Below are 22,077 nucleotides of genomic sequence, written 5' to 3' on the forward strand. Positions count from 1 at the left end.
TGTTGTTTTGTTTAGTTTTGAGAGAGCATTCTCTCTGTTTAGATAAATCTTCGGATTTATCCCTAGACAATTCTTCCGAATTGTCATCGTTGTTCCTTGAAAACTAGATAATGTAACTAATATCAAGATATTCACAGAATATCGTTCATCTTAGTAATTTTCTTTATAGATATCATCGCTGATATCGACACATGACCATATTGGTCAACGGTTAAGTTATTAAGGGCGCACGGTGGATGCCTTGGCACTAGGAGCCGATGAAGGACGGGACTAACACCGATATGCTTCGGGGAGCTGTAAGTAAGCTTTGATCCGGAGATTTCCGAATGGGGAAACCCACTGTTCGTAATGGAACAGTATCCTTATCTGAATACATAGGGTATGGAAGGCAGACCCGGGGAACTGAAACATCTTAGTACCCGGAGGAAGAGAAAGCAAATGCGATTTCCTGAGTAGCGGCGAGCGAAACGGAATTAGCCCAAACCAAGAGGCTTGCCTCTTGGGGTTGTAGGACACTCAACATGGAGTTACAAAGGAACGGGGTAAATGAAGCGACCTGGAAAGGTCCGTCATAGAAGGTAAAAACCCTGTAGTTGAAACTTCGTTCCCTCCTGAGTGGATCCTGAGTACGGCGGGACACGAGAAATCCCGTCGGAAGCAGGGAGGACCATCTCCCAAGGCTAAATACTCCCTAGTGACCGATAGTGAACCAGTACCGTGAGGGAAAGGTGAAAAGCACCCCGGAAGGGGAGTGAAATAGATCCTGAAACCGTGTGCCTACAAGTAGTTAGAGCCCGTTAATGGGTGATAGCGTGCCTTTTGTAGAATGAACCGGCGAGTTACGATTACGTGCAAGGTTAAGTCGATGAGACGGAGCCGTAGCGAAAGCGAGTCTGAATAGGGCGAATGAGTACGTGGTCGTAGACCCGAAACCAGGTGATCTACCCATGTCCAGGGTGAAGTTCAGGTAACACTGAATGGAGGCCCGAACCGACTCACGTTGAAAAGTGAGCGGATGAGGTGTGGGTAGGGGTGAAATGCCAATCGAACCTGGAGATAGCTGGTTCTCTCCGAAATAGCTTTAGGGCTAGCCTCATGTGTTAGAGTCTTGGAGGTAGAGCACTGATTGGACTAGGGGTCCTCATCGGATTACCGAATTCAGTCAAACTCCGAATGCCAAAGACTTATCCATGGGAGTCAGACTGCGAGTGATAAGATCCGTAGTCAAGAGGGAAACAGCCCAGACCGCCAGCTAAGGTCCCCAAGTATACGTTAAGTGGAAAAGGATGTGGAGTTGCTTAGACAACCAGGATGTTGGCTTAGAAGCAGCCACCATTTAAAGAGTGCGTAATAGCTCACTGGTCGAGTGACTCTGCGCCGAAAATGTACCGGGGCTAAACGTATCACCGAAGCTGCGGACTGTTCTTACGAACAGTGGTAGGAGAGCGTTCTAAGGGCGTTGAAGCTAGACCGTAAGGACTGGTGGAGCGCTTAGAAGTGAGAATGCCGGTATGAGTAGCGAAAGAAGGGTGAGAATCCCTTCCACCGAATGCCTAAGGTTTCCTGAGGAAGGCTCGTCCGCTCAGGGTTAGTCGGGACCTAAGCCGAGGCCGAAAGGCGTAGGCGATGGATAACAGGTTGATATTCCTGTACCACCTCCACTCCGTTTGAGCAATGGGGGGACGCAGAAGGATAGGGTAAGCGCGCTGTTGGATATGCGCGTCTAAGCAGCAAGGCTGAGAAGTAGGCAAATCCGCTTCTTATTAAGGCTGAGCTGTGATAGCGAGGGAAATATAGTACCGAAGTTCCTGATTTCACACTGCCAAGAAAAGCCTCTAGCGAGGAGTATGGTGCCCGTACCGCAAACCGACACAGGTAGGCGAGGAGAGAATCCTAAGGTGAGCGAGAGAACTCTGGTTAAGGAACTCGGCAAAATGACCCCGTAACTTCGGGAGAAGGGGTGCTCTGTTAGGGTGTTAAAGCCCGAGAGAGCCGCAGTGAATAGGCCCAGGCGACTGTTTAGCAAAAACACAGGTCTCTGCGAAGCCGTAAGGCGAAGTATAGGGGCTGACGCCTGCCCGGTGCTGGAAGGTTAAGGGGAGAGGTTAGCGCAAGCGAAGCTTTGAACCGAAGCCCCAGTAAACGGCGGCCGTAACTATAACGGTCCTAAGGTAGCGAAATTCCTTGTCGGGTAAGTTCCGACCCGCACGAAAGGCGTAACGATCTGGGCACTGTCTCAACCAGAGACTCGGTGAAATTATAGTACCTGTGAAGATGCAGGTTACCCGCGACAGGACGGAAAGACCCCGTGGAGCTTTACTGTAGCCTGATATTGAATTTTGGTACAGCTTGTACAGGATAGGTAGGAGCCTGAGAAGCCGGAGCGCTAGCTTCGGTGGAGGCGTCGGTGGGATACTACCCTGGCTGTATTGAAATTCTAACCCGCAGCCCTTATCGGGCTGGGAGACAGTGTCAGGTGGGCAGTTTGACTGGGGCGGTCGCCTCCTAAAGAGTAACGGAGGCGCCCAAAGGTTCCCTCAGAATGGTTGGAAATCATTCGCAGAGTGTAAAGGCACAAGGGAGCTTGACTGCGAGACCTACAAGTCGAGCAGGGACGAAAGTCGGGCTTAGTGATCCGGTGGTTCCGCATGGAAGGGCCATCGCTCAACGGATAAAAGCTACCCCGGGGATAACAGGCTTATCTCCCCCAAGAGTCCACATCGACGGGGAGGTTTGGCACCTCGATGTCGGCTCATCGCATCCTGGGGCTGTAGTCGGTCCCAAGGGTTGGGCTGTTCGCCCATTAAAGCGGTACGCGAGCTGGGTTCAGAACGTCGTGAGACAGTTCGGTCCCTATCCGTCGTGGGCGCAGGAAATTTGAGAGGAGCTGTCCTTAGTACGAGAGGACCGGGATGGACGCACCGCTGGTGTACCAGTTGTCTTGCCAAAGGCATAGCTGGGTAGCTACGTGCGGACGGGATAAGTGCTGAAAGCATCTAAGCATGAAGCCCCCCTCAAGATGAGATTTCCTTTTGCTTCGGCAAGTAAGATCCCTGAAAGATGATCAGGTAGATAGGTTCGAGGTGGAAGCGTGGCGACACGTGCAGCTGACGAATACTAATCGATCGAGGACTTAACCCAAATAAGTATCGAAATAAGTGAACGATATGAATTTCTTGATATGAACACATTATCTAGTTTTGAAGGATCAACCTTCAACTGAATATGTCTGGTAATGATGGCGAAGAGGCCACACCCGTTCCCATCCCGAACACGGAAGTTAAGCTCTTCAGCGCCGATGGTAGTTGGGGGATCTCCCCCTGTGAGAGTAGGACGTTGCCAGGCAAATTTATGGAAGACCAGTGCTTATTGCGCTGGTTTTTTTGTGTTTTTGGTGATTAAGGGAGTGCGGTTTTTGTATGTTTGTGTCGAATGACGGTTATATCGTTCGACTTAGCGGATAAACCAAAAAGTTCGCGGATAAAACAAAAACTTGGACTATAAAATGAAAACTCCCCCCTAGATTTTCCAACTAATTTCCTCTATACTAAATATCCTAAACATAGTGCGTACATAAAAGGGGAGGGAAACCAAACATGCAGCGGATTATGGTCATTGGGGTATCGGCCGGAGCAGGAAAGTCCACTTTTGCCTCCAGGCTCGGAAGAGCTTTAGACATAGAAGTGTTTCACTTGGATGCGCACTTTTGGAAATCAGGCTGGGTAGAGGCAAGCATGGAGGAATTCACCCACGCGCAAAAAGAAATGATAAAGAAAAACAGCTCGTGGATCGTGGAAGGAAACTATACGGCTACTTTTGATATCCGAGCAGAAAAAGCAGATACCATCATCTATCTGGAGCTCCCTCTATGGGTTTGTTTGTATCGTGTAATAAAGAGATGGCTGACGAACCTTGGGAATCGTCGTCCTGATCTTGGCGGGGAGTGTACGGAGAGGATGGAGTGGGCTTTCCTTAAGTTTATTATCACCACTTACCGAGCAAGGAAGAAAGCGATGAAAAAGCGGCTGGATTTTTATCAGGAGGACAAGGTAGTTGTGAGGCTGAAGGGGAAAAGGGCCATTGAATATTTTTTACAAGAGATAGAAAGATCAAAGAGTAGCTCGGCATCCTAATATAAGGACCGGTGGCTACTCTTTTTTTATATAAGAAGCTTAGAACTGTTCGAATCTTTTAAAATTGAAGGTTGCCAATAGTACAAGCAGTAAAGAAAGGCTGAGTGTAGCTACAATAACGAGCAGGCCGTTTTCTAGGAGCTCTCCTTGCATGAGGATGGCAGTTGCGTGTTCTCTAAGTTTTGCTGGGCTCCATTCCATAAATTTGGTGAAGAGTCCGGTGGATACAGTCAAAAGTGCAAGGAAGGATACGCTGACACCGGCAATGCCTCCTGAGGTGCGGAGCAATGTTCCTGCAAAGATGGTAACGGAGATAATTAACACGATCCATAAGCTGTAGACGCCAAGGCTTGCGAGCATGATGTTCCAGTCTACTTTGTCGAATAGTAGATTTGTATAGTACCAGGTCAAGACGTAGCTTAGTAGCAGGGAAGCTAGCGTGATGACGAGTTGTGCTGCCCATTTGCTTAGAATGTATTGTATGGGCTGGACAGGGCGGGCCATGACGAGTGTGAGTGTGCCGCTTTGGCGTTCATATGAGATGGCACTCATGGTAGCTAGCACGAAAAGTAGGGTGGCAAGTGTGCCGTACTGTCCGAGAGTTCCGGCGAGTACCTCTTCTCCGGAGGGTGTCGGGATTTCAATGACTGCTCCTTCTGGCAGGTTACCGGCGGACTCGATGATTTGTGGCATATAGTAGCTTGTGAGTGGTTGGGATATGCCAATGATCATGATGACGATCGGTAGCCAGATCCACTTTCCGTTTCGCATGCTTTCTTGCATTTCTTTTATAAAAAGGGTTATAAAATTTTTCATCGATTCATCACCTTCATATATGCGTCTTCTAGGGAATCTTGCACCTTTTCATAGTGTGATAGGGTGAGTTTACTTTCTAGTAGTTTGGTTAATAAGGTTGTGCTGCGGAAGTTTGTTTCATTTACATAGATGGTGGCAGTGTGTTTGTCGGTATAGTCGACGGATTCTATGCTAGGAATGCCGTCTAAGTGGCCGGTGAGTGATTCGTCTGTCTTTATTTTTACAGCAGAGGTTCTATGTTCGGACCTTAACAATTCTAGGTTGCCGTCCCATTTGATTTGACCGTCTTTTAGCATGATGACGGTGTCGCAAACCTGTTCTGCATCATGTAGGACATGGGTGGAAAACAAGATGGTCATGCGGCTTTTTAATTCAGTGAGGATTTTTAAGACATCGCGTCTGCCGTCCGGATCCAGGGCGGAAACGGGTTCGTCGAGAATCAGGAGCTCCGGGTCGTGCAAGAGTGCTTGAGCCAGGCCGAGGCGCTGTTTCATTCCGCCGGAGAAGCCGCCGATTCGTTTGTTTTTCACGTCTGTTAAGCTGACGAATGCAAGTGTTTCGTCAATTTTGGCTTTGAGTTGAGTCTTGGATAGGTGTGAGAGTTTGCCTGCGAACTGTAAATATTCTTTTGGCGTCATCCAGGAAAAAAAGGAAGGATGCTGCGGTAAGAATCCGATCTTGTGACGATAGTCGTTACCGTTGCTTTCGGAAAAACGAATCGTTCCGTATGTTGGTGTAAGAAGTCCGGCAAGCATCTGCAGGGAGGTCGTTTTTCCGGCGCCGTTCGGACCGAGTAGCGCAACACAGCTTCCTTTTTCTATGTGAAAAGAAATGCTTTTGACTGCTTGGTGCTGCTTAAATGTCTTGGTTAGGTTTTTGATTTCAAGTAACATGACGGTCGCTCCCTAGTCGTTTTTTCGGCCGATGACAAAGTAAAGAATCGGTCCGATGGTAGTGATGAAAAGAATGATGAGAGCCCATGCCCATTTCGGTCCATTCGTTTGTTCTTGACGGCTAAGGCTGATTAGGGCCGTGACGATTAAAATAAGTTGCAAAACGATTAGTGGTGCAACAAGTGACCAGTTGATGTTTTCCATTACAATCCTCTCCTTTTTTGTCTCTTTTGATGTGGGTAGAACACGAATATGAGATAGAACAGGGTAGGTAGCGGTAATTGAATTAACCCCCAGATTCCCCAAAACCAGGCGTAACTGCCTTTTTTCTTAGCATCAATGAACAGCAGAATACTTTGAGTCAAAAGAACAGGAATGAGCCATGGCAGAATGGTGTACAGTTGCTCTAGTTTTTCTGGCGTCATGACAGGATGCTTCCTTCCTGCTTAGCTTTGTTTTTTTGCAAGATGTAAAAAATGATGGGTGCTACGACGAGTGCGGACACTTGGATGATGACAAAAAGCAATGGTGCTTGGAACATGGCGGTTGTAAAGGCAGTCAAAAGGATAATTGCTGTGATGACGAACATGCTGAGTTCCTTTTGGAAGGCTTTGCGCTTTGCCGATTTTGCCAGATGAAGTTGTTCCTGCATTTGCTGAGCGGTAGGAATAGGAGGTGGCCCAAGCTCATCTAGTTGTTGCCAATCTTTTTGGAGTTTTGTTATAAGTTCCTGTTCTCTCTTATCCTGTTTACTCTTCGTCATGGTCCCACTCCTTTCTTAGCGTTTTAATCCCTTTGTGGACTCTTGATTTGACTGTTCCTGATTTGATGCCAAGCATGGCGCCGATTTCCTCATAGGTGTAGCCGTAGTAATGTCTTAGTAAAATGGGTGTTCTTGTTTCCGGCGGCAGCTGGTTGAAGTCGGAGAACGTGTCGCTCCATTCCATGCCGTTTGATTTTGAGCGGAAATTGAGCTGTCTCGATAGGACATGCAGGAGCCGGTTGGCTTTTTTCTTCTCCCGCTCTTTTTTCCGGATGGTATCAATGTAGAGCCTAGAGGCAATTGAGATCATCCAGGTGGAAAATTTCCCTTCTCCTTTGAAGGAGGCGAGGTTGGTGTAGCATTTTATCATTGTTTCCTGGGTCAGGTCGCTGCTCGTTTCTTCGTTCAGTGTAAGTTTGAGTAAGTATTTGTATAGAAAAGAATAGTGCTTCTGAAATAGCTGCGTGAAGGCATCGTCGTCGCCAGTTATTGCCTCTTGTATCAAATAAATATCTTCTTCCTGCTCCAAATCGATGCCTCCTTTCTTAACGATTTTGTGTTCTTCTTTTGTGTTCAACCATAAGACGCTGCAAGTTTACAAACCGTTCATTTTAATTTTAAATTTTTTCAAAGAGGTACCCATCCTACTCTTAAAGTTCCTAAAACCCATAAAAAAACCCCTACGTAAGTGAAGGGGGAGATTGAAAATGGTTAACTTATATAGTATTCGACGTCGAAGGGGAAATTCCTAGAGGGGTCTGACCCCTTATCACTTATTTTTTCTTTTTATCTACTCTCAAACATTTGCAGCCGGTTGTTTCGGAGTTCTGCTACGTAGATGTTTCTTTTTTGGTCGACGGCGATGTCGTGTGGGATGTTGAGTTCGCCGAGTGCAGTGCCATAGGTGCCAAATCGTTGTTTGATTTGACCGTCTTTGTTGAGGATGACGATTTGGTGGGTGCCGTCCCCGTTTTCAGGGTATAAGGAATCGCCACCGTCCGCTAGGTAAATGGAGCCTTTGTCGTCTGCTTCTATACCAAATGGTCTCCCAAGTTCATTATGGTCCCAATCTTCGATATAGTCTCCCTCATGTGTGAAGATTTGCACTCTTGCATTGCTTCGGTCCGCCACATAAATGTGTTGTTCATCGCTGCTAATCCCATGAGGAAGGTTGAATTCTCCGGCTCCACTGCCTAATTTATTCTTTTCCCACAAGAACTGGCCATTTTTATCAAACTTTACGATTCGACGATTTCGATAACCGTCACTTACTACAAAGGAACCATCCTGGAGAACAGTTACATCTGTCGGTCTTGCAAAGGATGATTTACTCATTCCGGTCGGGAAGTTGGATAGTTTGTTTCGAATTCTAAGAGCAACCTCCATATAAAAAGGATAATCGTCACCAAATTCCTGAACCAATTTTCCATCTGGTGAAAATTTGTATACTTTGTTTAGAGAGATATCAGTAATCCATATATTATCTTCATGATCGATTTCGAGACCATGTGGAGAAGAAAATCGGTTCTCCCCCCATTTGTCCTTCACTTCTAGGGTTTGTCCATCCAGAACAATTATCGTAGGTTCCTTAATAATTTCTTCTCCGCCATAGTTTGAGCTGCCTCTGTGTAGGTAGTAAATGTCTCCATTCGAATTGACAGCAACACCACTGGCCTCACCGGCTATTTGTTGATCTTCTTCTGTTTTCGGCCATAGTATGGTCGGTTCATAATTTTCAGGTAGTGGTTGTGCAGGTGCGTGATCTTTATAAATAGGATCCACTCCACCACGGTTGAACCATAGTGTGAGAGCGAGTATAAAAATGGTGCTGATAATGACTAATTTCTTCATAATAAATATATAATCTCCTTTAGCGATGATGTTGATATACATGGATGTTTCCTTAGATATAAGTGTACGACGATGCTGGTAGTGTCCACAAAAGACCACAGATATATTTATCAGTAAGACCAGGGGCGTATCTCTAGTTCAAAAAAGAATGGCCAGGCTCCAAAAAAGGAGCTGGCCATTTTGAGTTTTACTCTAACCTTTAATTATTCGACGTCGAAGGGGAAATTCCTAGAGGGGTCTGACCCCTTATTTTTTATTTTTTTTACCCCTTCTCCTTGTTCCCGCCGCCCCTGACGTAGATTTGGCGTTTGGTGTCGCTTATGATGTGGCGGTGGAGTTGGATGAGGAGCAGGCCGTTTTCGTAGGTGGCGTCTACTTTGTCGTCGCGGACTGGGAATGGGAGTTCAAAGGTGCGTTGGAATTCGCCTTGTGCGATTCCTTCTTCGACGAGTTCGTAGCCTTGGATGTTAAGGTTGATTTGGCCTTTCACTTCAAGCTGTTGCGGGCGAACAAACAATTGTACTTGTTCTGGGTTCACAAGGCCGGGCAGGCACATCACGCAAAGCAGTTCGTTTTCTTTTTTGTAAAGATTGGTTTGTGTCTGCATGTTTTCAAAGTATGGCTCAAAGCCGTTCCAGAATTCATCTCCAAAGAACTGATCCCATTGTTTTCTCCAGTCTCCCATGTTTTTAAATTGATTAAATGGCATCATCGGCCATCACGCTTCCTTTCCTGCTTGCATTCTCTTTGCATTAGATTATGCAGAGATGGGCGGGTAAGTGCCTATGAAAGTACCTAGTAGTCACGTGGTCCTAAGTCAATATCCATCCTGTTTGTCGATTTTCTCTTAAACACAGATGAGGAAAATCATGGTATATTTTGAAGTGGAGGTGTTTAAACATGTCAAAAAACAATACATGTATTATAAACAAAACACAGAGGGAACAACGAATTAGCAAGTAACGACAGGCATAAATAAACCGTGTTGTTGCTTGCTGGAAAGTAGGTAACAATGAATACATTGGAAATAAAGCATGTGTATTACACAATGCATATTATTATTTCGCTTGCGAGCTCTATTATGTTTACGACGTATGCGATCTATTATGTTGAAGAATTAGGGTTAAATCCTTTACAGCTAATATTGATTGGAACGGCCATTGAGTTGACTGTTATTGTTTTTGAAAGTATTACGGGAGTGGTGGCGGATACGTATAGCAGAAGACTATCTATTATCATTGCAACATTCATTTTAGGAGCTGCCTTTATTTTTGAAGGAAGTATTCCATATCTCAGCAACAGCACATTGGCAGTAGGAGTCCTGTCCGCTTTTGTCTTATTGCTATTCGCTGAGTTTATCCGCGGCATCGGTGAGACGTTTTTGAGCGGTGCAGATCAGGCCTGGCTCACGGACGAAGTGGGGGAAGAGAAAGTTGCGAAAATATTTGTCCGCACCAATCAGCTTCGACTTATTGCGAACCTCGTCGGAATCATCATCAGTGTGGCACTAGCTAGTGTGGCTCTAAATCTTCCTTATTTGGCAGGAGGGGGGCTTTACATCTTGCTTGGCATTTTTCTATGTATTTATATGAAGGAAAAGAATTTCGAGCGAGTGGAAAATGCTGATGTGAATCCTCTGAAAGCAATGTCAGGGACGTTTCTTTCTGGTGTATCTTTTATAAAAAATAAGCCTGTACTTATTATGTTGTTAGTGGTGACGGTATTTATCGGTGCAACATCTGAGGGTTTTGACCGTCTTTGGGAAGCGCATTTGTTGGAGGCTTTCACGTTTCCGAGCATCTGGGCACTTGATATGGTAGTCTGGTTCGGTGTCATTCAGTTTGCGGGAACTTTGATTAGCATTGGGGCGATGGAATGGTACCAACGCAGATTTGATGTTAATCAGCCAAAAGTGATTAGATACAGCTTGTTTTATTTCTCGATTGGGCAGGTTATCTTCCTGGTACTCTTCGCTGTATCACCATCCTTTTACTTGGCCATTTTCAGCTTCTGGATGCTTGGCATTATCGGATCCATCACAGCACCGATGTACCAGGCGTGGCTGAATCAGCAGCTTGAAAGTAAATCCCGTGCCACCGTCCTGTCCATCATGGGTCAGGGAAACGCGGTCGGCCAAGGACTGGGAGGTCCATTTGTAGGCATCATCGCCACAAGATACTACATCCGAACCGCCCTCGTACTGGGTGCCATGCTCCTGCTGCCGGCAGTTGTTTTGTATGGTAAAGTGATGAAGAAGTAAAGAGGGGTCTGACCCTCACTCCGTTAAAGCGCTAAAACCCCGCCTCAAAAAAGGCGGGGTTTTACGCTTGCTGCTGTTATTATGATTGGTCAGTCTTTCTTTTCTAAATTCAACGGTTTGGTAACGTTGGTGAACTTCTCTTCTTTAAATGATTTCATGAGCGAGAAGACCATGAGAATCATGATGATGGCAAATGGGAAGGCGGCGATGATGGAAGCGGTTTGTAGTGCTTCGAGTCCGCCGGTCCATAATAGGATTGCTGCTGCTGCCGATTGGATTATGCCCCATACAAACTTAATGGAGTTTGGCGGATGCAGGCTTCCATTGGTTGTTTGCATACCAAGTACAAAGGTTGCAGAATCTGCTGATGTGATGAAGAAGGTACAGATCAAGAAAATGGCCAGGCCGGACATGATCATGCCAAGCGGGTAGTTCTGCAGTACGGAGAACAATGCCACTTCCATTCCGGATTCCTCAATAACACTGTAAACAGGAATACCTTCGAAATACTCCAAGAATATCGCAGACCCTCCGAAAACAGAGAACCATAATCCACCGAATACAGTCGGAACCAATAAAACCCCTAGCAAGAATTCACGGATTGTGCGCCCTTTAGAAATGCGGGCGATGAACGTACCCACAAATGGTGCCCAAGCAATCCACCATGCCCAGTAGAAAATCGTCCAATCCTGTACCCACGTGTTATCCGTGTCAAAAGGGAACAGACGGAAGCTCATGGCGGGTAAGTTTTGAATATAACTCCCTATAGTAGTTGTGAAGAGATCCATAATGAAATTGGTTGGTCCTGCGAATAACAAGAAAAACATCAAGGCGATGGCCAGGACCACATTTAGGTTACTTAAGTATTTGATTCCCTTGTTCAGCCCGGTCTGTGCCGACAGCATAAACAATACCGTTACCACTACAATGACGATAAGTTGAGTAGTTATATTGTTTGTGATAGCTGGGGTGATACTCGAAAGTCCACCACTGATTTGGATCGCTCCTAACCCGAGGGAAGTAGCGACACCAAAGATTGTCGCGAAAACCGCGATAAAGTTGATGAAAGTCCCTAAGTGACCGTCAACCCGGTCTCCTAGAATTGGTCGTAAAATGGAGCTGATAACTCCTGGTGAGCCTTTTCTAAACTGGAAATACGCTAAAGCTAGCGCGATGACAGAATAGATGGCCCAAGGGTGCAGTCCCCAATGGAAAAATGAATAGCGCATTGCTATCCTGGCCGCTTCAGCCGTTTCCCCATCTCCGGTAGGCGGGGCGAAAAAATGATACATTGGCTCTGAAGCACCCCAAAATACTAATCCGATACCCATCCCGGCACTAAATAACATCGCAAACCATGTAATGTAATTGTATTCCGGTTCGTCCGTGTCTTTTCCTAGTTTGATACGTCCGAATTTAGTAAATATAAGAATAATGCTAAATAACAAAAATCCTGTTGCGGTTAAAAGATAAAACCAGCCGAACTTTTCGACAATAAAACCTTGCACAGCTTCTGTTACAGGCTTTAGAGCGGCATCTCCCAACATGCTTGCAGGAATCACTCCCCAGATGATGAATAAGACAGCAACAATAATAGAAACAATAAATACAGGTGTTGTTTTCTTCATGATGGTTTCACTCCTTTTTAAGATTTCTCATCACTTCTTTCATAGGTTAAGTATTTGTTACAAAAACGGCAGCTATACTATCCTAACACTTCTGGGACTTTAGTCCAATTTATTTACCTTAAGTGTTTACAGGTTATAGCAGGTTCCATTAGAATTAGTAACTAGATTTGGCATCTAGGAGGCAGGTATCTTGCTTGAAAATAGTTTCGTTATGGTAGCAATCATCATCATTATCAATATTGTTTATGTGTCTTTTTTTACAATACGAATGATCTTGACTTTAAAAGGACAGCGTTATCTTGCTGCGGGCATCAGTATGGTCGAGGTGGTCATCTATGTGGTTGGCCTTGGTCTTGTACTAGACAACCTTAATGAAATCCAAAACTTGGCAGCATATGCACTGGGTTATGGGATTGGCGTTATTGTAGGGATGAAAATAGAAGAAAAGCTGGCGCTCGGATACACAACGGTAAATGTCATTACAAAGGAATATGACAAGGATTTGCCGAAGCTTTTGCGTGAAAAAGGCTACGGCGTGACCAACTGGCAGGCAAATGGGTTAGAAGGCGACCGGATGGCCATGCAAATATTAACACCAAGAAAATACGAAGTAAGCTTGTATCATGCCATCAAAGAGCATGATCCCAAGGCATTCATCATTGCCTATGAACCAAAAACCATCCATGGCGGGTTCTGGGTAAAAGCAGTAAAAGAAAGGAAAATCAAAGAATGGGTAAGACGCCGCGAAAACGAAAATTCGAAGTAATGGAAAATGAGACCATCGGGGATTGCCTAGATAGGATGGCAAAAGAAGGCTATATGCCCTCTCGCCGCATGGAGGAGCCTATTTTTCAAGAGACTATCAAAAACGGTCATAAAGAAGTACATCCAATTGGCAGAAAAATAGTATTTGAAGGCAAATTAATGGAAGAATAACACCAAAATACGAACATTATTCGACAAAAACAATCATATCGTTCATGATTATCGTTGACATCCGCGGAAAATGACGGTAAGATAAACGTAGATACCAACGAAATAGTAAACGAAAAAACGAAATAATGAAACCTCATATAATTTTGGGAATATGGCCCATAAGTTTCTACCCGACCGCCGTTAATTGGTCGGACTATGAGGGGAAGTTTACACTATCTATGTTTTTCATGGCGAAAAGTTTGTTTACTTATGCGATGAAAGCCCAGATGGACTGCTTTCCCTCTAAACCAGGGACCAGTCCATTCTGGGCTTTTCTGTTTTTAAAAAACCACCCTGTTGACTGGAGTGCAAGGTGTGAGACTCCAGCGGGGGAGTAACGGTAGGTTGAGACCCCGCAACGAAGTGAGGAGGCTCAAGCACCGTCCCGCGGAAAGCGAACACCTGGAACGATAGGAAACAGGGAGTTAACCAAATAACCTACCATTACAAAAAGGGAGGCAACAAAATGAACGCTTTAGTTGGAGTGATCATGGGAAGTACTTCCGATTGGGAAACAATGAAACACGCATGCGACATGCTTGAAGAACTACATATACCATACGAAAAGAAAGTCGTATCCGCACACCGCACACCAGACCTCATGTTCACCTACGCAGAACAAGCAAGAGAACGAGGTCTGAAAGTCATCATCGCAGGAGCAGGAGGAGCAGCCCACCTGCCTGGAATGGTAGCAGCAAAAACAACGCTTCCAGTGATCGGGGTACCGGTCCAATCCAAAGCACTCAACGGCCTTGACTCCCTGCTCTCCATCGTCCAGATGCCAGGCGGGGTGCCGGTCGCAACGGTCGCCATCGGAAAAGCCGGCGCGACAAACGCAGGCCTCCTTGCAGCACAGATGATCGGAGCCTATGACAGCAACACGGCAGAACGCCTGCAAGCACGAAGAGACAAGACAGAACAACAAGTGATAGAAAGTAGTGATCAGCTTGTTTAAACATATCGTACCACCAGCAACCATCGGGATCATCGGCGGCGGACAGCTTGGCCGGATGATGGCCCTATCAGCAAAAGCAATGGGATTTAAAATCGCTGTGCTTGACCCAACACCTGATTCACCATGCGGACAGGTCGCAGACATCGAAATCACCGCGGCATTTAACGACATGGAAGCCATCAAAAAGCTTGCATCATTATCAGATGTCGTCACCTATGAGTTTGAAAACATCGATTACGAAGCGCTGACTTGGCTAGAAGAGAACGCCTACTTGCCTCAAGGCAGTGCAGTGTTAAAAGTAACCCAGCACCGCGCTACCGAAAAAATGGCGATTGAAGCAGCCGGACTTCAGGTTGCCCCCTTTATGGAAGTAACGACGAAGGAAGAGCTTAACGAAGCCATCCAGAAAATCGGCTATCCAAGCGTGCTGAAAACATGTCGCTTCGGTTATGACGGCAAAGGCCAGGTAGTTTTAAAGGATGACACAGCCATCGAACAGGCTGCGAAACTCCTCCAACATGGCGAATGTGTCCTTGAAAAATGGATACCGTTCGTAAAAGAAATATCCGTTGTGGTCGCACGTAGCACGACAGGTGAAATCAAAGCATTTCCAGTCGGCGAAAACGAACATCGGGAAAATATTTTATACAAAACAATCGCACCTGCAAGGGTCGATCAGATCCTCGAGATGAATGCCATACAAAGTGCGATGACATTGGCACGGTACTTCAATCTTATCGGGACACTGGCGGTGGAAATGTTCGTCCTAGAGGATGGTACCTTCTATATAAATGAACTGGCGCCAAGGCCGCACAATTCTGGACATTATACGATGGATGGATGCGAGACATCACAGTTCGAGCAGCATATCAGAGCGGTGACAGGGATGCCACTTGGAAAAACGACCTTATGGAAGCCTACGGTAATGGTTAATCTATTAGGGGAGCATGTGGACGCGGCAATAGCGCACATTCCTCATTACGAAAATGCAAAGCTTCACTTATATGGCAAGCATGAGAAAAAAGAGAAACGAAAAATGGGACATATCAATATTTTAGCTGATACAATAGAACAGGCTTTGGAGCAAGAAGCTTCCTGGCAGATATGGAACACAGTTGAACGGAGGATTTTAACATGATTGAACGTTATACAAGACCCGAGATGGGCGCAATTTGGACAGAAGAGAACCGTTTTCAGGCTTGGCTTGAAGTGGAAATTTTAGCTTGTGAAGCATGGGCAGAACTTGGGGACATCCCGAAAGAAGACGTAAAGGTGCTTCGTGAAAAAGCATCATTCGATATCGAGCGCATCAAAGAGATCGAAGCGGAAACTCGCCATGACGTGGTTGCTTTTACAAGAGCGGTATCCGAATCATTGGGTGACGAGAAAAAGTGGGTGCATTACGGACTAACTTCCACAGATGTAGTCGACACAGCACTTTCTTACCAATTGAAGCAGGCAAACGAGATCTTACTTGCTGACATCGAACGCTTTGTCACTATTTTAAAAGAAAAAGCGCAAGACCATAAATACACAGTCATGATGGGACGTACGCATGGTGTGCATGCAGAGCCGACAACATTCGGTTTAAAGCTTGCCCTTTGGTACGAAGAAATGAAACGTAACTTGGAGCGTTTCAAACAAGCGGCAGAAGGCATCGAGTTCGGAAAAATCTCCGGAGCGGTTGGTACATATGCCAACATCAACCCGTTTGTTGAAGAGTATGTGTGTGAAAAGTTAGGCTTGCAACGAGCGCCAATCTCGACACAAACCTTGCAGCGTGACCGTCATGCTCACTACTTAAGCACACTTGCGTTGGTTGCAACTTCTATCGAAAAATTCGCAGTCGAAGTTCGCGGACTGCAAAAGAGTGAAACACGTGAAGTAGAAGAGTTCTTTGCAAAAGGTCAAAAAGGATCTTCCGCTATGCCGCATAAACGCAACCCGATCGGTTCGGAAAACATGACAGGCCTTGCACGTGTGATTCGCGGATACATGATGACAGCTTACGAGAATGTGCCACTATGGCATGAGCGCGATATCTCGCATTCTTCTGCAGAGCGCATCATTTTACCGGATAGCACGATTGCTTTGAACTATATGCTAAACCGTTTTGGCAATATCATCAAAAACTTGACAGTGTTCCCGGAAAATATGAAGCGCAACATGGACCGCACATTGGGTCTTATCTACTCCCAACGCGTGTTGCTTGCGTTGATCGACACTGGCATGTCCCGTGAGGAAGCATATGATACGGTTCAACCAAAAGCGATGGAAGCTTGGGAGAAGCAAGTGCACTTCCGTGAGTTAGTGGAAGGCGAAGAGAAAATCACTTCCCGCCTGACACCGGAACAAATCGAAGACTGCTTCGACTACAACTATCACCTGCAACATGTTGATACTATTTTCGATCGACTAGGGCTATAAAATTTTAATTGGTTAAACGCCGCTGTTGATTTCCGCACAACTGGAACGGAAATCAACAGGGAGTTATACCAAAAACCCATCTCTCTTTTACAGGAGGCAAACCCATGACCTTGCAAAAGCAAGTACTACTATACGAAGGCAAAGCAAAACTTGTCTACTCAACATCCGACGACAACACCGTCTGGATCCAATATAAAAACTCCGCCACCGCCTTCAACGGCGAAAAAAAAGCCGACATCACAGGCAAAGGCCGATTGAATAACGAGATTACTAGCCTACTATTTTCTATGCTCACCGAAGCAGGAATCGAAAACCACTTCATCGAGCGCAAGTCCGAAACAGAACAAATCGTAAAAAAAGTAGACATCATTCCACTCGAAGTTGTCGTCCGCAACATCACCGCCGGCAGCATGGCAAAACGCCTTGGAATCGAAGAAGGTCTCAAGCTCGAGCAACCCATCGTAGAGTTCTACTATAAAGATGACTCGCTTGGTGATCCGCTCATCACAGAAGATCATGTTCAGCTTTTGAAGCTTTCAACACCTGCAGAAGTGGATATTTTGAAGCATGTAGCGCGTAAAGTGAATGTTGTATTATCGGAATTTTTCGAAAATAAGAATTTGAAATTAGTAGATTTCAAGCTTGAGTTTGGTAAAACAAAAGACGGCAGAATCATCTTGGCTGATGAAGTGTCACCGGATACTTGCCGCCTGTGGGATAAGGATACGAATGAAAAGTTAGATAAAGATGTCTTCCGCAGAAACCTTGGAAGCCTGACAGATGCATACGAAAAAATACTGGCACGTATTGGAGGAGAGCAGCATGTATAAAGTGAAGGTATTCGTAACGTTAAGGGAGAGTGTACTAGATCCACAAGGAACAGCGGTTAAAAATTCGCTTCATAGTCTTTCTTACAAAGAGGTTGAGGAAGTTCGTATCGGAAAATTTTTAGAGTTGACTATTGCCAAATCAGATCGTGACCTAGACGTGCTTGTGAAGGAAATGTGTGAACGCTTACTAGCAAATACTGTGATTGAAGACTTCCGTTATGAGGTGGAGGAGGTTGTTGGATCGTGAAATTTGCAGTCATCGTGTTTCCGGGCTCCAACTGTGATGTAGATATGTACCATGCGATCAAAGACGAGCTTGAGGAAGAAGTCGACTATGTGTGGCATGATGCAACAAACTTAGAGGAGTATGACGGAATTTTACTTCCAGGTGGATTTTCTTATGGAGATTACTTAAGATCTGGTGCGATTGCACGTTTTTCCAATGTCATGCTTGAGGTGCAAAAGGCTGCTGAAGCCGGTAAGCCGATTTTGGGCGTATGCAACGGGTTTCAAATTTTACTGGAGTCAGGTCTTCTTCCAGGGGCAATGAGAAGAAACAAGAACTTGAAGTTCATGTGCCGTCCGGTGGAATTAAAAGTGGTAAACAATGAGACGATGTTCACGTCGGGGTATGAAAAAGATGAGATTATCACCATCCCCATTGCACATGGGGAAGGAAATTACTATTGTGATGAGAAAACCTTAGGGGAATTAGTAAGCAATGGGCAAATTGCTTTTTCCTATAATGGTGACAATCCAAATGGTAGTCTACAGGATATTGCCGGGATTGTAAATGAAAAAGGAAATGTACTAGGTATGATGCCACACCCGGAAAGAGCGGTTGCTGAGCTGTTAGGCAGTGCAGATGGCCTCAAACTCTTTCAATCTATCGTTCGTAATTGGAGGGAATCACATGTCGTTACTTCTTGAGCCAAATCCAGAGATGATCAAAGCGGAAGGCATTTACCGCGAAATGGGACTGAGTGATGAAGAGTTCCTGATGGTGGAAAAAATTCTTGGACGTTTGCCGAACTACACAGAAACCGGATTATTTTCGGTGATGTGGTCCGAGCATTGCAGCTACAAGAATTCCAAGCCTGTATTGCGCAAGTTCCCGACAGAAGGGCCAAAAGTATTGCAAGGTCCTGGGGAAGGTGCCGGAATCGTGGACATTGGCGACAATCAAGCGGTTGTGTTCAAAATCGAGAGTCATAATCACCCGTCTGCAATTGAGCCTTACCAAGGGGCAGCAACAGGTGTCGGCGGGATCATCCGCGATGTCTTTTCGATGGGCGCTCGTCCGATTGCATTATTGAATTCTCTGCGCTTTGGAGAACTAACAACTCCGCGAGTGAAATATTTGTTTGAAGAAGTGGTGGCAGGAATCGCAGGCTACGGAAACTGTGTGGGCATCCCGACAGTTGGCGGCGAGATCCAATTCGACCCGGCCTATGATGGCAACCCACTTGTGAACGCGATGTGTGTGGGTCTGATCAATCATGAAGATATCAAAAAAGGGCAGGCAAAAGGTGTAGGCAATACCGTCATGTACGTTGGGGCAAAAACGGGACGCGACGGCATTCACGGGGCGACTTTTGCATCAGAAGAACTGTCTGAAGCGTCCGAAGAAAAACGTCCGGCCGTTCAAGTTGGCGATCCTTTTATGGAAAAATTATTGCTTGAAGCATGCTTGGAAATCGTGAAGTGGGATGGCCTTGTTGGCATCCAGGACATGGGAGCGGCTGGTTTAACGAGTTCGTCTGCTGAGATGGCATCCAAGGCAGGTTCCGGGATTGAGATGAACCTGGACCTTGTGCCACAGCGTGAAACAGGGATGACTGGTTATGAAATGATGCTTTCTGAATCCCAAGAGCGCATGTTGATTGTCGTGGAAGCGGGCCGTGAGCATGAAGCGCATGAGATCGTGTCGAAATATGGTCTTGAAGCTGTATCGATTGGAAAAGTGACAGATGACAAAAAGCTGCGCCTTGTTCATAAAGGGGAAGTGATTGCAGATGTACCGGTCGATGCTCTTGCTGAAGAGGCACCTGTATACCATAAGCCTTCTACGGAGCCTGCGTATTATCGCGAGTTCCAGGAGATGGAGGTAGCGGTGCCGGAAGTAGCCGACTATGAAGAGACGTTAGTGGCTCTGTTGAAGCAGCCGACTATAGCAAGCAAAGAGTGGGTTTATGACCAGTATGACTATCAGGTTCGTACGAATACGGTAGTGGTTCCTGGTTCTGATGCGGCAGTGGTTCGTATCCGCGGGACAGAAAAAGCGTTGGCCATGACAACCGACTGTAACTCCCGTTATCTGTATTTGGATCCGGAAGTGGGCGGCATGATCGCAGTGGCTGAAGCGGCGCGTAATATCGTGTGTTCCGGTGCGAAGCCATTGGCTATTACAGACTGCCTGAATTTTGGTAATCCGGAAAAGCCGGAGATCTTCTGGCAAATCGAAAAAGCGACAGATGGTATGAGTGAAGCTTGCCGCAAGTTAGAGTCACCTGTTATCGGCGGAAATGTTTCTTTATATAACGAAACAAACGGCGTGGCTGTGTATCCGACACCTGTAGTCGGCATGGTCGGGTTGATTGATGACTTGAAGCATGTGACAACTCAGGAATTTAAAAATGAGAGCGACCTGATTTATGTGATTGGGGAAACGGCTTCTGAGTTTGGCGGAAGTGAGCTGCAGAAGCTTACCTATGGTGAAATTTTCGGGAAAGCGCCTGCGATTGATTTGGATGTGGAAGCTCGACGTCAGGATGAGTTGTTGGCGGCGATCCGTGCTGGACTTGTGGCATCTGCCCATGATGTATCCGAAGGTGGAGTAGGCGTTGCTTTGGCGGAGAGTGCGATGGGAGCTCGTGGTTTGGGAGCATCTGTTACGCTTACAGGTGACATGACGTCTGCACTATTCAGTGAAACGCAATCTCGCTTTGTTGTCTCTGTTCGCCCAGAAAATCAAGAGGCTTTTGAGGCAGTGGTTGCGGATGCTAGTTTAATAGGAAACGTGACAGCAACAGGAAATCTTCATATTGAATCGGCATCCCGTGAAGTGGCCGTTCACGTATCTGTGGACGACCTTCGCGATGCTTGGAAAGGAGCCATTCCATGCTTGCTGAACTAAAGGGCTTGAATGAGGAATGTGGGGTGTTCGGGATTTGGGGACATCCCGAAGCGTCCCAGATTACCTATTACGGTTTGCACAGCCTGCAGCACCGTGGCCAGGAAGGCGCAGGAATTGTTTCAACGGATGGGGAAAAGCTTGTAGCGGTAAAAGGGGAAGGCCTTGTGAACGAAGTGTTCGGAAATGGAAGATTGCAAGAACTTGGCGCTGGAAAAGCAGCGATTGGCCATGTCCGTTATGCAACGGCAGGGGGCGGCGGTTATGAGAATGTGCAGCCTTTATTGTTTCACTCTCAGTCTGGCAGTCTTGCACTTGCCCACAATGGAAATCTCGTAAACGCGAACGCGTTGAAGCACCAGCTTGAGACGATGGGGAGTATTTTACAGACGACATCAGATACGGAAGTGTTGGCTCATTTAATAAAAAGAAGTGGCTACACGTTGTTGAAGGATCGTGTGAAAAATGCGTTGTCGATGCTAAAGGGCGCGTATGCCTTTTTGATCATGACAGAGACGGAAATGATGGTCGCGCTTGACCCGAACGGTTTACGTCCACTTTCACTTGGGAAGCTGAATGACGCTTATGTCGTGGCTTCGGAAACCTGTGCGTTTGATGTGGTCGGAGCGGAATTCATCCGTGACATCGAGCCTGGGGAGTTGTTGATCATCGACAATGGCGGCTTGCATTCCGAACGTTTTACACTGCATACGCAGCGCGCGATGTGCAGCATGGAGTACATTTATTTTTCCAGACCTGACAGCAATATAGATGGCATCAACGTGCATACAGCAAGAAAAAGTCTTGGCAAGCAGCTGGCGATGGAATCAGCTGTTGAGGCGGATGTGGTAACAGGGGTACCAGATTCCAGTATTTCTGCGGCGATTGGGTACGCGGAACTTTCGGGAATTCCTTATGAGCTTGGTCTGATCAAAAATAGATATGTAGGCCGGACGTTCATTCAGCCTTCCCAAGCATTGCGTGAGCAGGGTGTGAAGATGAAACTTTCTCCTGTCCGCGGTGTCGTAGAAGGCAAGCGCGTGGTGATGGTCGATGATTCCATCGTACGCGGGACGACAAGCAGAAGAATTGTGAAGATGCTTCGCGATGCAGGTGCGACTGAGGTGCATGTGCGCATCAGTTCGCCACCGATCAAGAATCCTTGTTTTTACGGCATCGACACATCTACGCATGAAGAGTTAATTGCTTCTTCGCATTCTGTGGAGGAAATGCGCGAGATCATCGGTGCGGATTCGTTGGCGTTCTTGAGCCCTGGTGGCATGGTCGAAGCGATTGATCGCCCGTTTGACGGGGAGACTCGCGGCCAGTGCATGGCGTGCTTTACCGGCAAGTATCCGACGGAGATTTTCCCGGACACGGTGCTGCCGCATGAGAAGTGCTAATAGTAATATT

Annotated in this window: 21 protein-coding genes, 2 rRNA genes and 1 riboswitch; of the genes, 14 read left to right on the forward strand and 9 right to left on the reverse strand. The window is 46.3% G+C overall.

Annotated elements, in window-relative coordinates:
• The first annotated feature begins 209 nt into the window (after positions 1-209).
• The 3 genes from LG307_RS01945 (at position 210) to LG307_RS01955 (ending at position 4,133) form a co-directional block, all read left to right on the forward strand.
• Positions 210-3,141: ribosomal RNA gene (locus LG307_RS01945) — 23S ribosomal RNA — on the forward strand.
• Between the two features lie 87 nt (positions 3,142-3,228).
• A 5S ribosomal RNA gene (gene rrf, locus LG307_RS01950) occupies positions 3,229-3,345 on the forward strand.
• A gap of 251 nt (positions 3,346-3,596) precedes the next feature.
• Entirely contained in the window at positions 3,597-4,133 is a 537-nt protein-coding gene (locus LG307_RS01955) for a topology modulation protein (RefSeq protein WP_404447418.1), read from the forward strand.
• A 39-nt stretch (positions 4,134-4,172) separates the two neighbouring features.
• On the opposite strand, the gene LG307_RS01960 is transcribed toward LG307_RS01955, so the two are convergent.
• From LG307_RS01960 to LG307_RS01995, 8 genes are all read right to left on the reverse strand, one after another.
• The gene (locus LG307_RS01960) at positions 4,173-4,949 is read right to left on the reverse strand and encodes an ABC transporter permease (protein WP_404447420.1); all 777 of its coding nucleotides are present in this window, start codon (positions 4,947-4,949) and stop codon (positions 4,173-4,175) included.
• Positions 4,946-5,842 (reverse strand): ABC transporter ATP-binding protein, encoded by an 897-nt coding sequence (locus tag LG307_RS01965; RefSeq protein ID WP_404447423.1) that lies wholly within the window; start codon positions 5,840-5,842, stop codon positions 4,946-4,948. Before LG307_RS01965 ends, LG307_RS01960 begins: the two co-directional genes overlap by 4 nt.
• Before the next feature lie 12 nt (positions 5,843-5,854).
• Positions 5,855-6,046 carry a PLD nuclease N-terminal domain-containing protein gene (locus LG307_RS01970; protein ID WP_404447427.1) on the reverse strand — a complete coding sequence of 64 codons (192 nt, stop codon included), beginning with the start codon at positions 6,044-6,046 and terminating at the stop codon, positions 5,855-5,857.
• Positions 6,046-6,267, reverse strand: coding sequence for a transcriptional regulator (locus LG307_RS01975; RefSeq protein ID WP_404447429.1), 222 nt, complete (start codon positions 6,265-6,267; stop codon positions 6,046-6,048). The genes LG307_RS01970 and LG307_RS01975 overlap by 1 nt, the downstream gene beginning before the upstream one ends.
• A complete protein-coding gene (locus LG307_RS01980) occupies positions 6,264-6,605 on the reverse strand; it encodes a YxlC family protein (protein ID WP_404447431.1) in 342 nt (113 codons plus the stop codon). Before LG307_RS01980 ends, LG307_RS01975 begins: the two co-directional genes overlap by 4 nt.
• Positions 6,592-7,134: an RNA polymerase sigma factor SigY gene (gene sigY / locus LG307_RS01985; protein WP_404447433.1), complete on the reverse strand. Its 543-nt coding sequence runs from the start codon at positions 7,132-7,134 to the stop codon at positions 6,592-6,594. Before sigY ends, LG307_RS01980 begins: the two co-directional genes overlap by 14 nt.
• A 257-nt stretch (positions 7,135-7,391) precedes the next feature.
• Entirely contained in the window at positions 7,392-8,456 is a 1,065-nt protein-coding gene (locus tag LG307_RS01990) for a peptidyl-alpha-hydroxyglycine alpha-amidating lyase family protein (protein WP_404447435.1), read from the reverse strand.
• 262 nt (positions 8,457-8,718) lie between these two features.
• Positions 8,719-9,168 (reverse strand): Hsp20/alpha crystallin family protein, encoded by a 450-nt coding sequence (locus LG307_RS01995; protein ID WP_404447437.1) that lies wholly within the window; start codon positions 9,166-9,168, stop codon positions 8,719-8,721.
• Positions 9,169-9,468: 300 nt separating this feature from the next.
• Here LG307_RS01995 and LG307_RS02000 point away from each other — a divergent pair, with 300 nt between their 5' ends.
• A complete protein-coding gene (locus tag LG307_RS02000; protein WP_404447440.1) occupies positions 9,469-10,716 on the forward strand; it encodes an MFS transporter in 1,248 nt (415 codons plus the stop codon).
• A gap of 89 nt (positions 10,717-10,805) precedes the next feature.
• Here the strand turns inward: LG307_RS02000 and LG307_RS02005 are convergent, their stop codons facing one another.
• The gene (locus tag LG307_RS02005; protein ID WP_404447442.1) at positions 10,806-12,344 is read right to left on the reverse strand and encodes a BCCT family transporter; all 1,539 of its coding nucleotides are present in this window, start codon (positions 12,342-12,344) and stop codon (positions 10,806-10,808) included.
• 211 nt (positions 12,345-12,555) lie between these two features.
• On the opposite strand from LG307_RS02005, the gene LG307_RS02010 reads away from it, so the two are divergent.
• The 10 genes from LG307_RS02010 (at position 12,556) to purF (ending at position 22,067) form a co-directional block, all read left to right on the forward strand.
• Positions 12,556-13,110 carry a DUF2179 domain-containing protein gene (locus LG307_RS02010; protein WP_187443912.1) on the forward strand — a complete coding sequence of 185 codons (555 nt, stop codon included), beginning with the start codon at positions 12,556-12,558 and terminating at the stop codon, positions 13,108-13,110.
• Positions 13,074-13,280: an NETI motif-containing protein gene (locus LG307_RS02015; protein WP_404447444.1), complete on the forward strand. Its 207-nt coding sequence runs from the start codon at positions 13,074-13,076 to the stop codon at positions 13,278-13,280. Before LG307_RS02010 ends, LG307_RS02015 begins: the two co-directional genes overlap by 37 nt.
• A 113-nt stretch (positions 13,281-13,393) precedes the next feature.
• Positions 13,394-13,496, forward strand: a riboswitch (purine riboswitch).
• Positions 13,497-13,785: 289 nt separating this feature from the next.
• Positions 13,786-14,274 carry a 5-(carboxyamino)imidazole ribonucleotide mutase gene (purE, locus tag LG307_RS02020; protein WP_404447446.1) on the forward strand — a complete coding sequence of 163 codons (489 nt, stop codon included), beginning with the start codon at positions 13,786-13,788 and terminating at the stop codon, positions 14,272-14,274.
• Positions 14,258-15,412 carry a 5-(carboxyamino)imidazole ribonucleotide synthase gene (gene purK / locus LG307_RS02025; RefSeq protein WP_404447448.1) on the forward strand — a complete coding sequence of 385 codons (1,155 nt, stop codon included), beginning with the start codon at positions 14,258-14,260 and terminating at the stop codon, positions 15,410-15,412. The genes purE and purK overlap by 17 nt, the downstream gene beginning before the upstream one ends.
• Positions 15,409-16,701, forward strand: a complete 1,293-nt coding sequence (purB, locus tag LG307_RS02030) for an adenylosuccinate lyase (RefSeq protein WP_404447450.1) — start codon at positions 15,409-15,411, stop codon at positions 16,699-16,701. The genes purK and purB overlap by 4 nt, the downstream gene beginning before the upstream one ends.
• A 104-nt stretch (positions 16,702-16,805) precedes the next feature.
• Complete coding sequence (gene purC, locus LG307_RS02035; RefSeq protein WP_404447452.1) at positions 16,806-17,531, forward strand: phosphoribosylaminoimidazolesuccinocarboxamide synthase; 726 nt, start codon at positions 16,806-16,808, stop codon at positions 17,529-17,531.
• Positions 17,524-17,778, forward strand: coding sequence for a phosphoribosylformylglycinamidine synthase subunit PurS (purS, locus tag LG307_RS02040; protein ID WP_060664027.1), 255 nt, complete (start codon positions 17,524-17,526; stop codon positions 17,776-17,778). The genes purC and purS overlap by 8 nt, the downstream gene beginning before the upstream one ends.
• Positions 17,775-18,461 (forward strand): phosphoribosylformylglycinamidine synthase subunit PurQ, encoded by a 687-nt coding sequence (purQ, locus tag LG307_RS02045; protein ID WP_404447455.1) that lies wholly within the window; start codon positions 17,775-17,777, stop codon positions 18,459-18,461. Before purS ends, purQ begins: the two co-directional genes overlap by 4 nt.
• Positions 18,445-20,667, forward strand: coding sequence for a phosphoribosylformylglycinamidine synthase subunit PurL (gene purL, locus LG307_RS02050; protein ID WP_404447457.1), 2,223 nt, complete (start codon positions 18,445-18,447; stop codon positions 20,665-20,667). Before purQ ends, purL begins: the two co-directional genes overlap by 17 nt.
• Positions 20,652-22,067, forward strand: coding sequence for an amidophosphoribosyltransferase (purF, locus tag LG307_RS02055; protein WP_404450355.1), 1,416 nt, complete (start codon positions 20,652-20,654; stop codon positions 22,065-22,067). The genes purL and purF overlap by 16 nt, the downstream gene beginning before the upstream one ends.
• Positions 22,068-22,077 lie beyond the last annotated feature (10 nt).

This window comes from Sutcliffiella horikoshii, assembly GCF_044809035.1.
GTDB lineage: Bacteria > Bacillota > Bacilli > Bacillales > Bacillaceae_I > Sutcliffiella_A > Sutcliffiella_A horikoshii_G.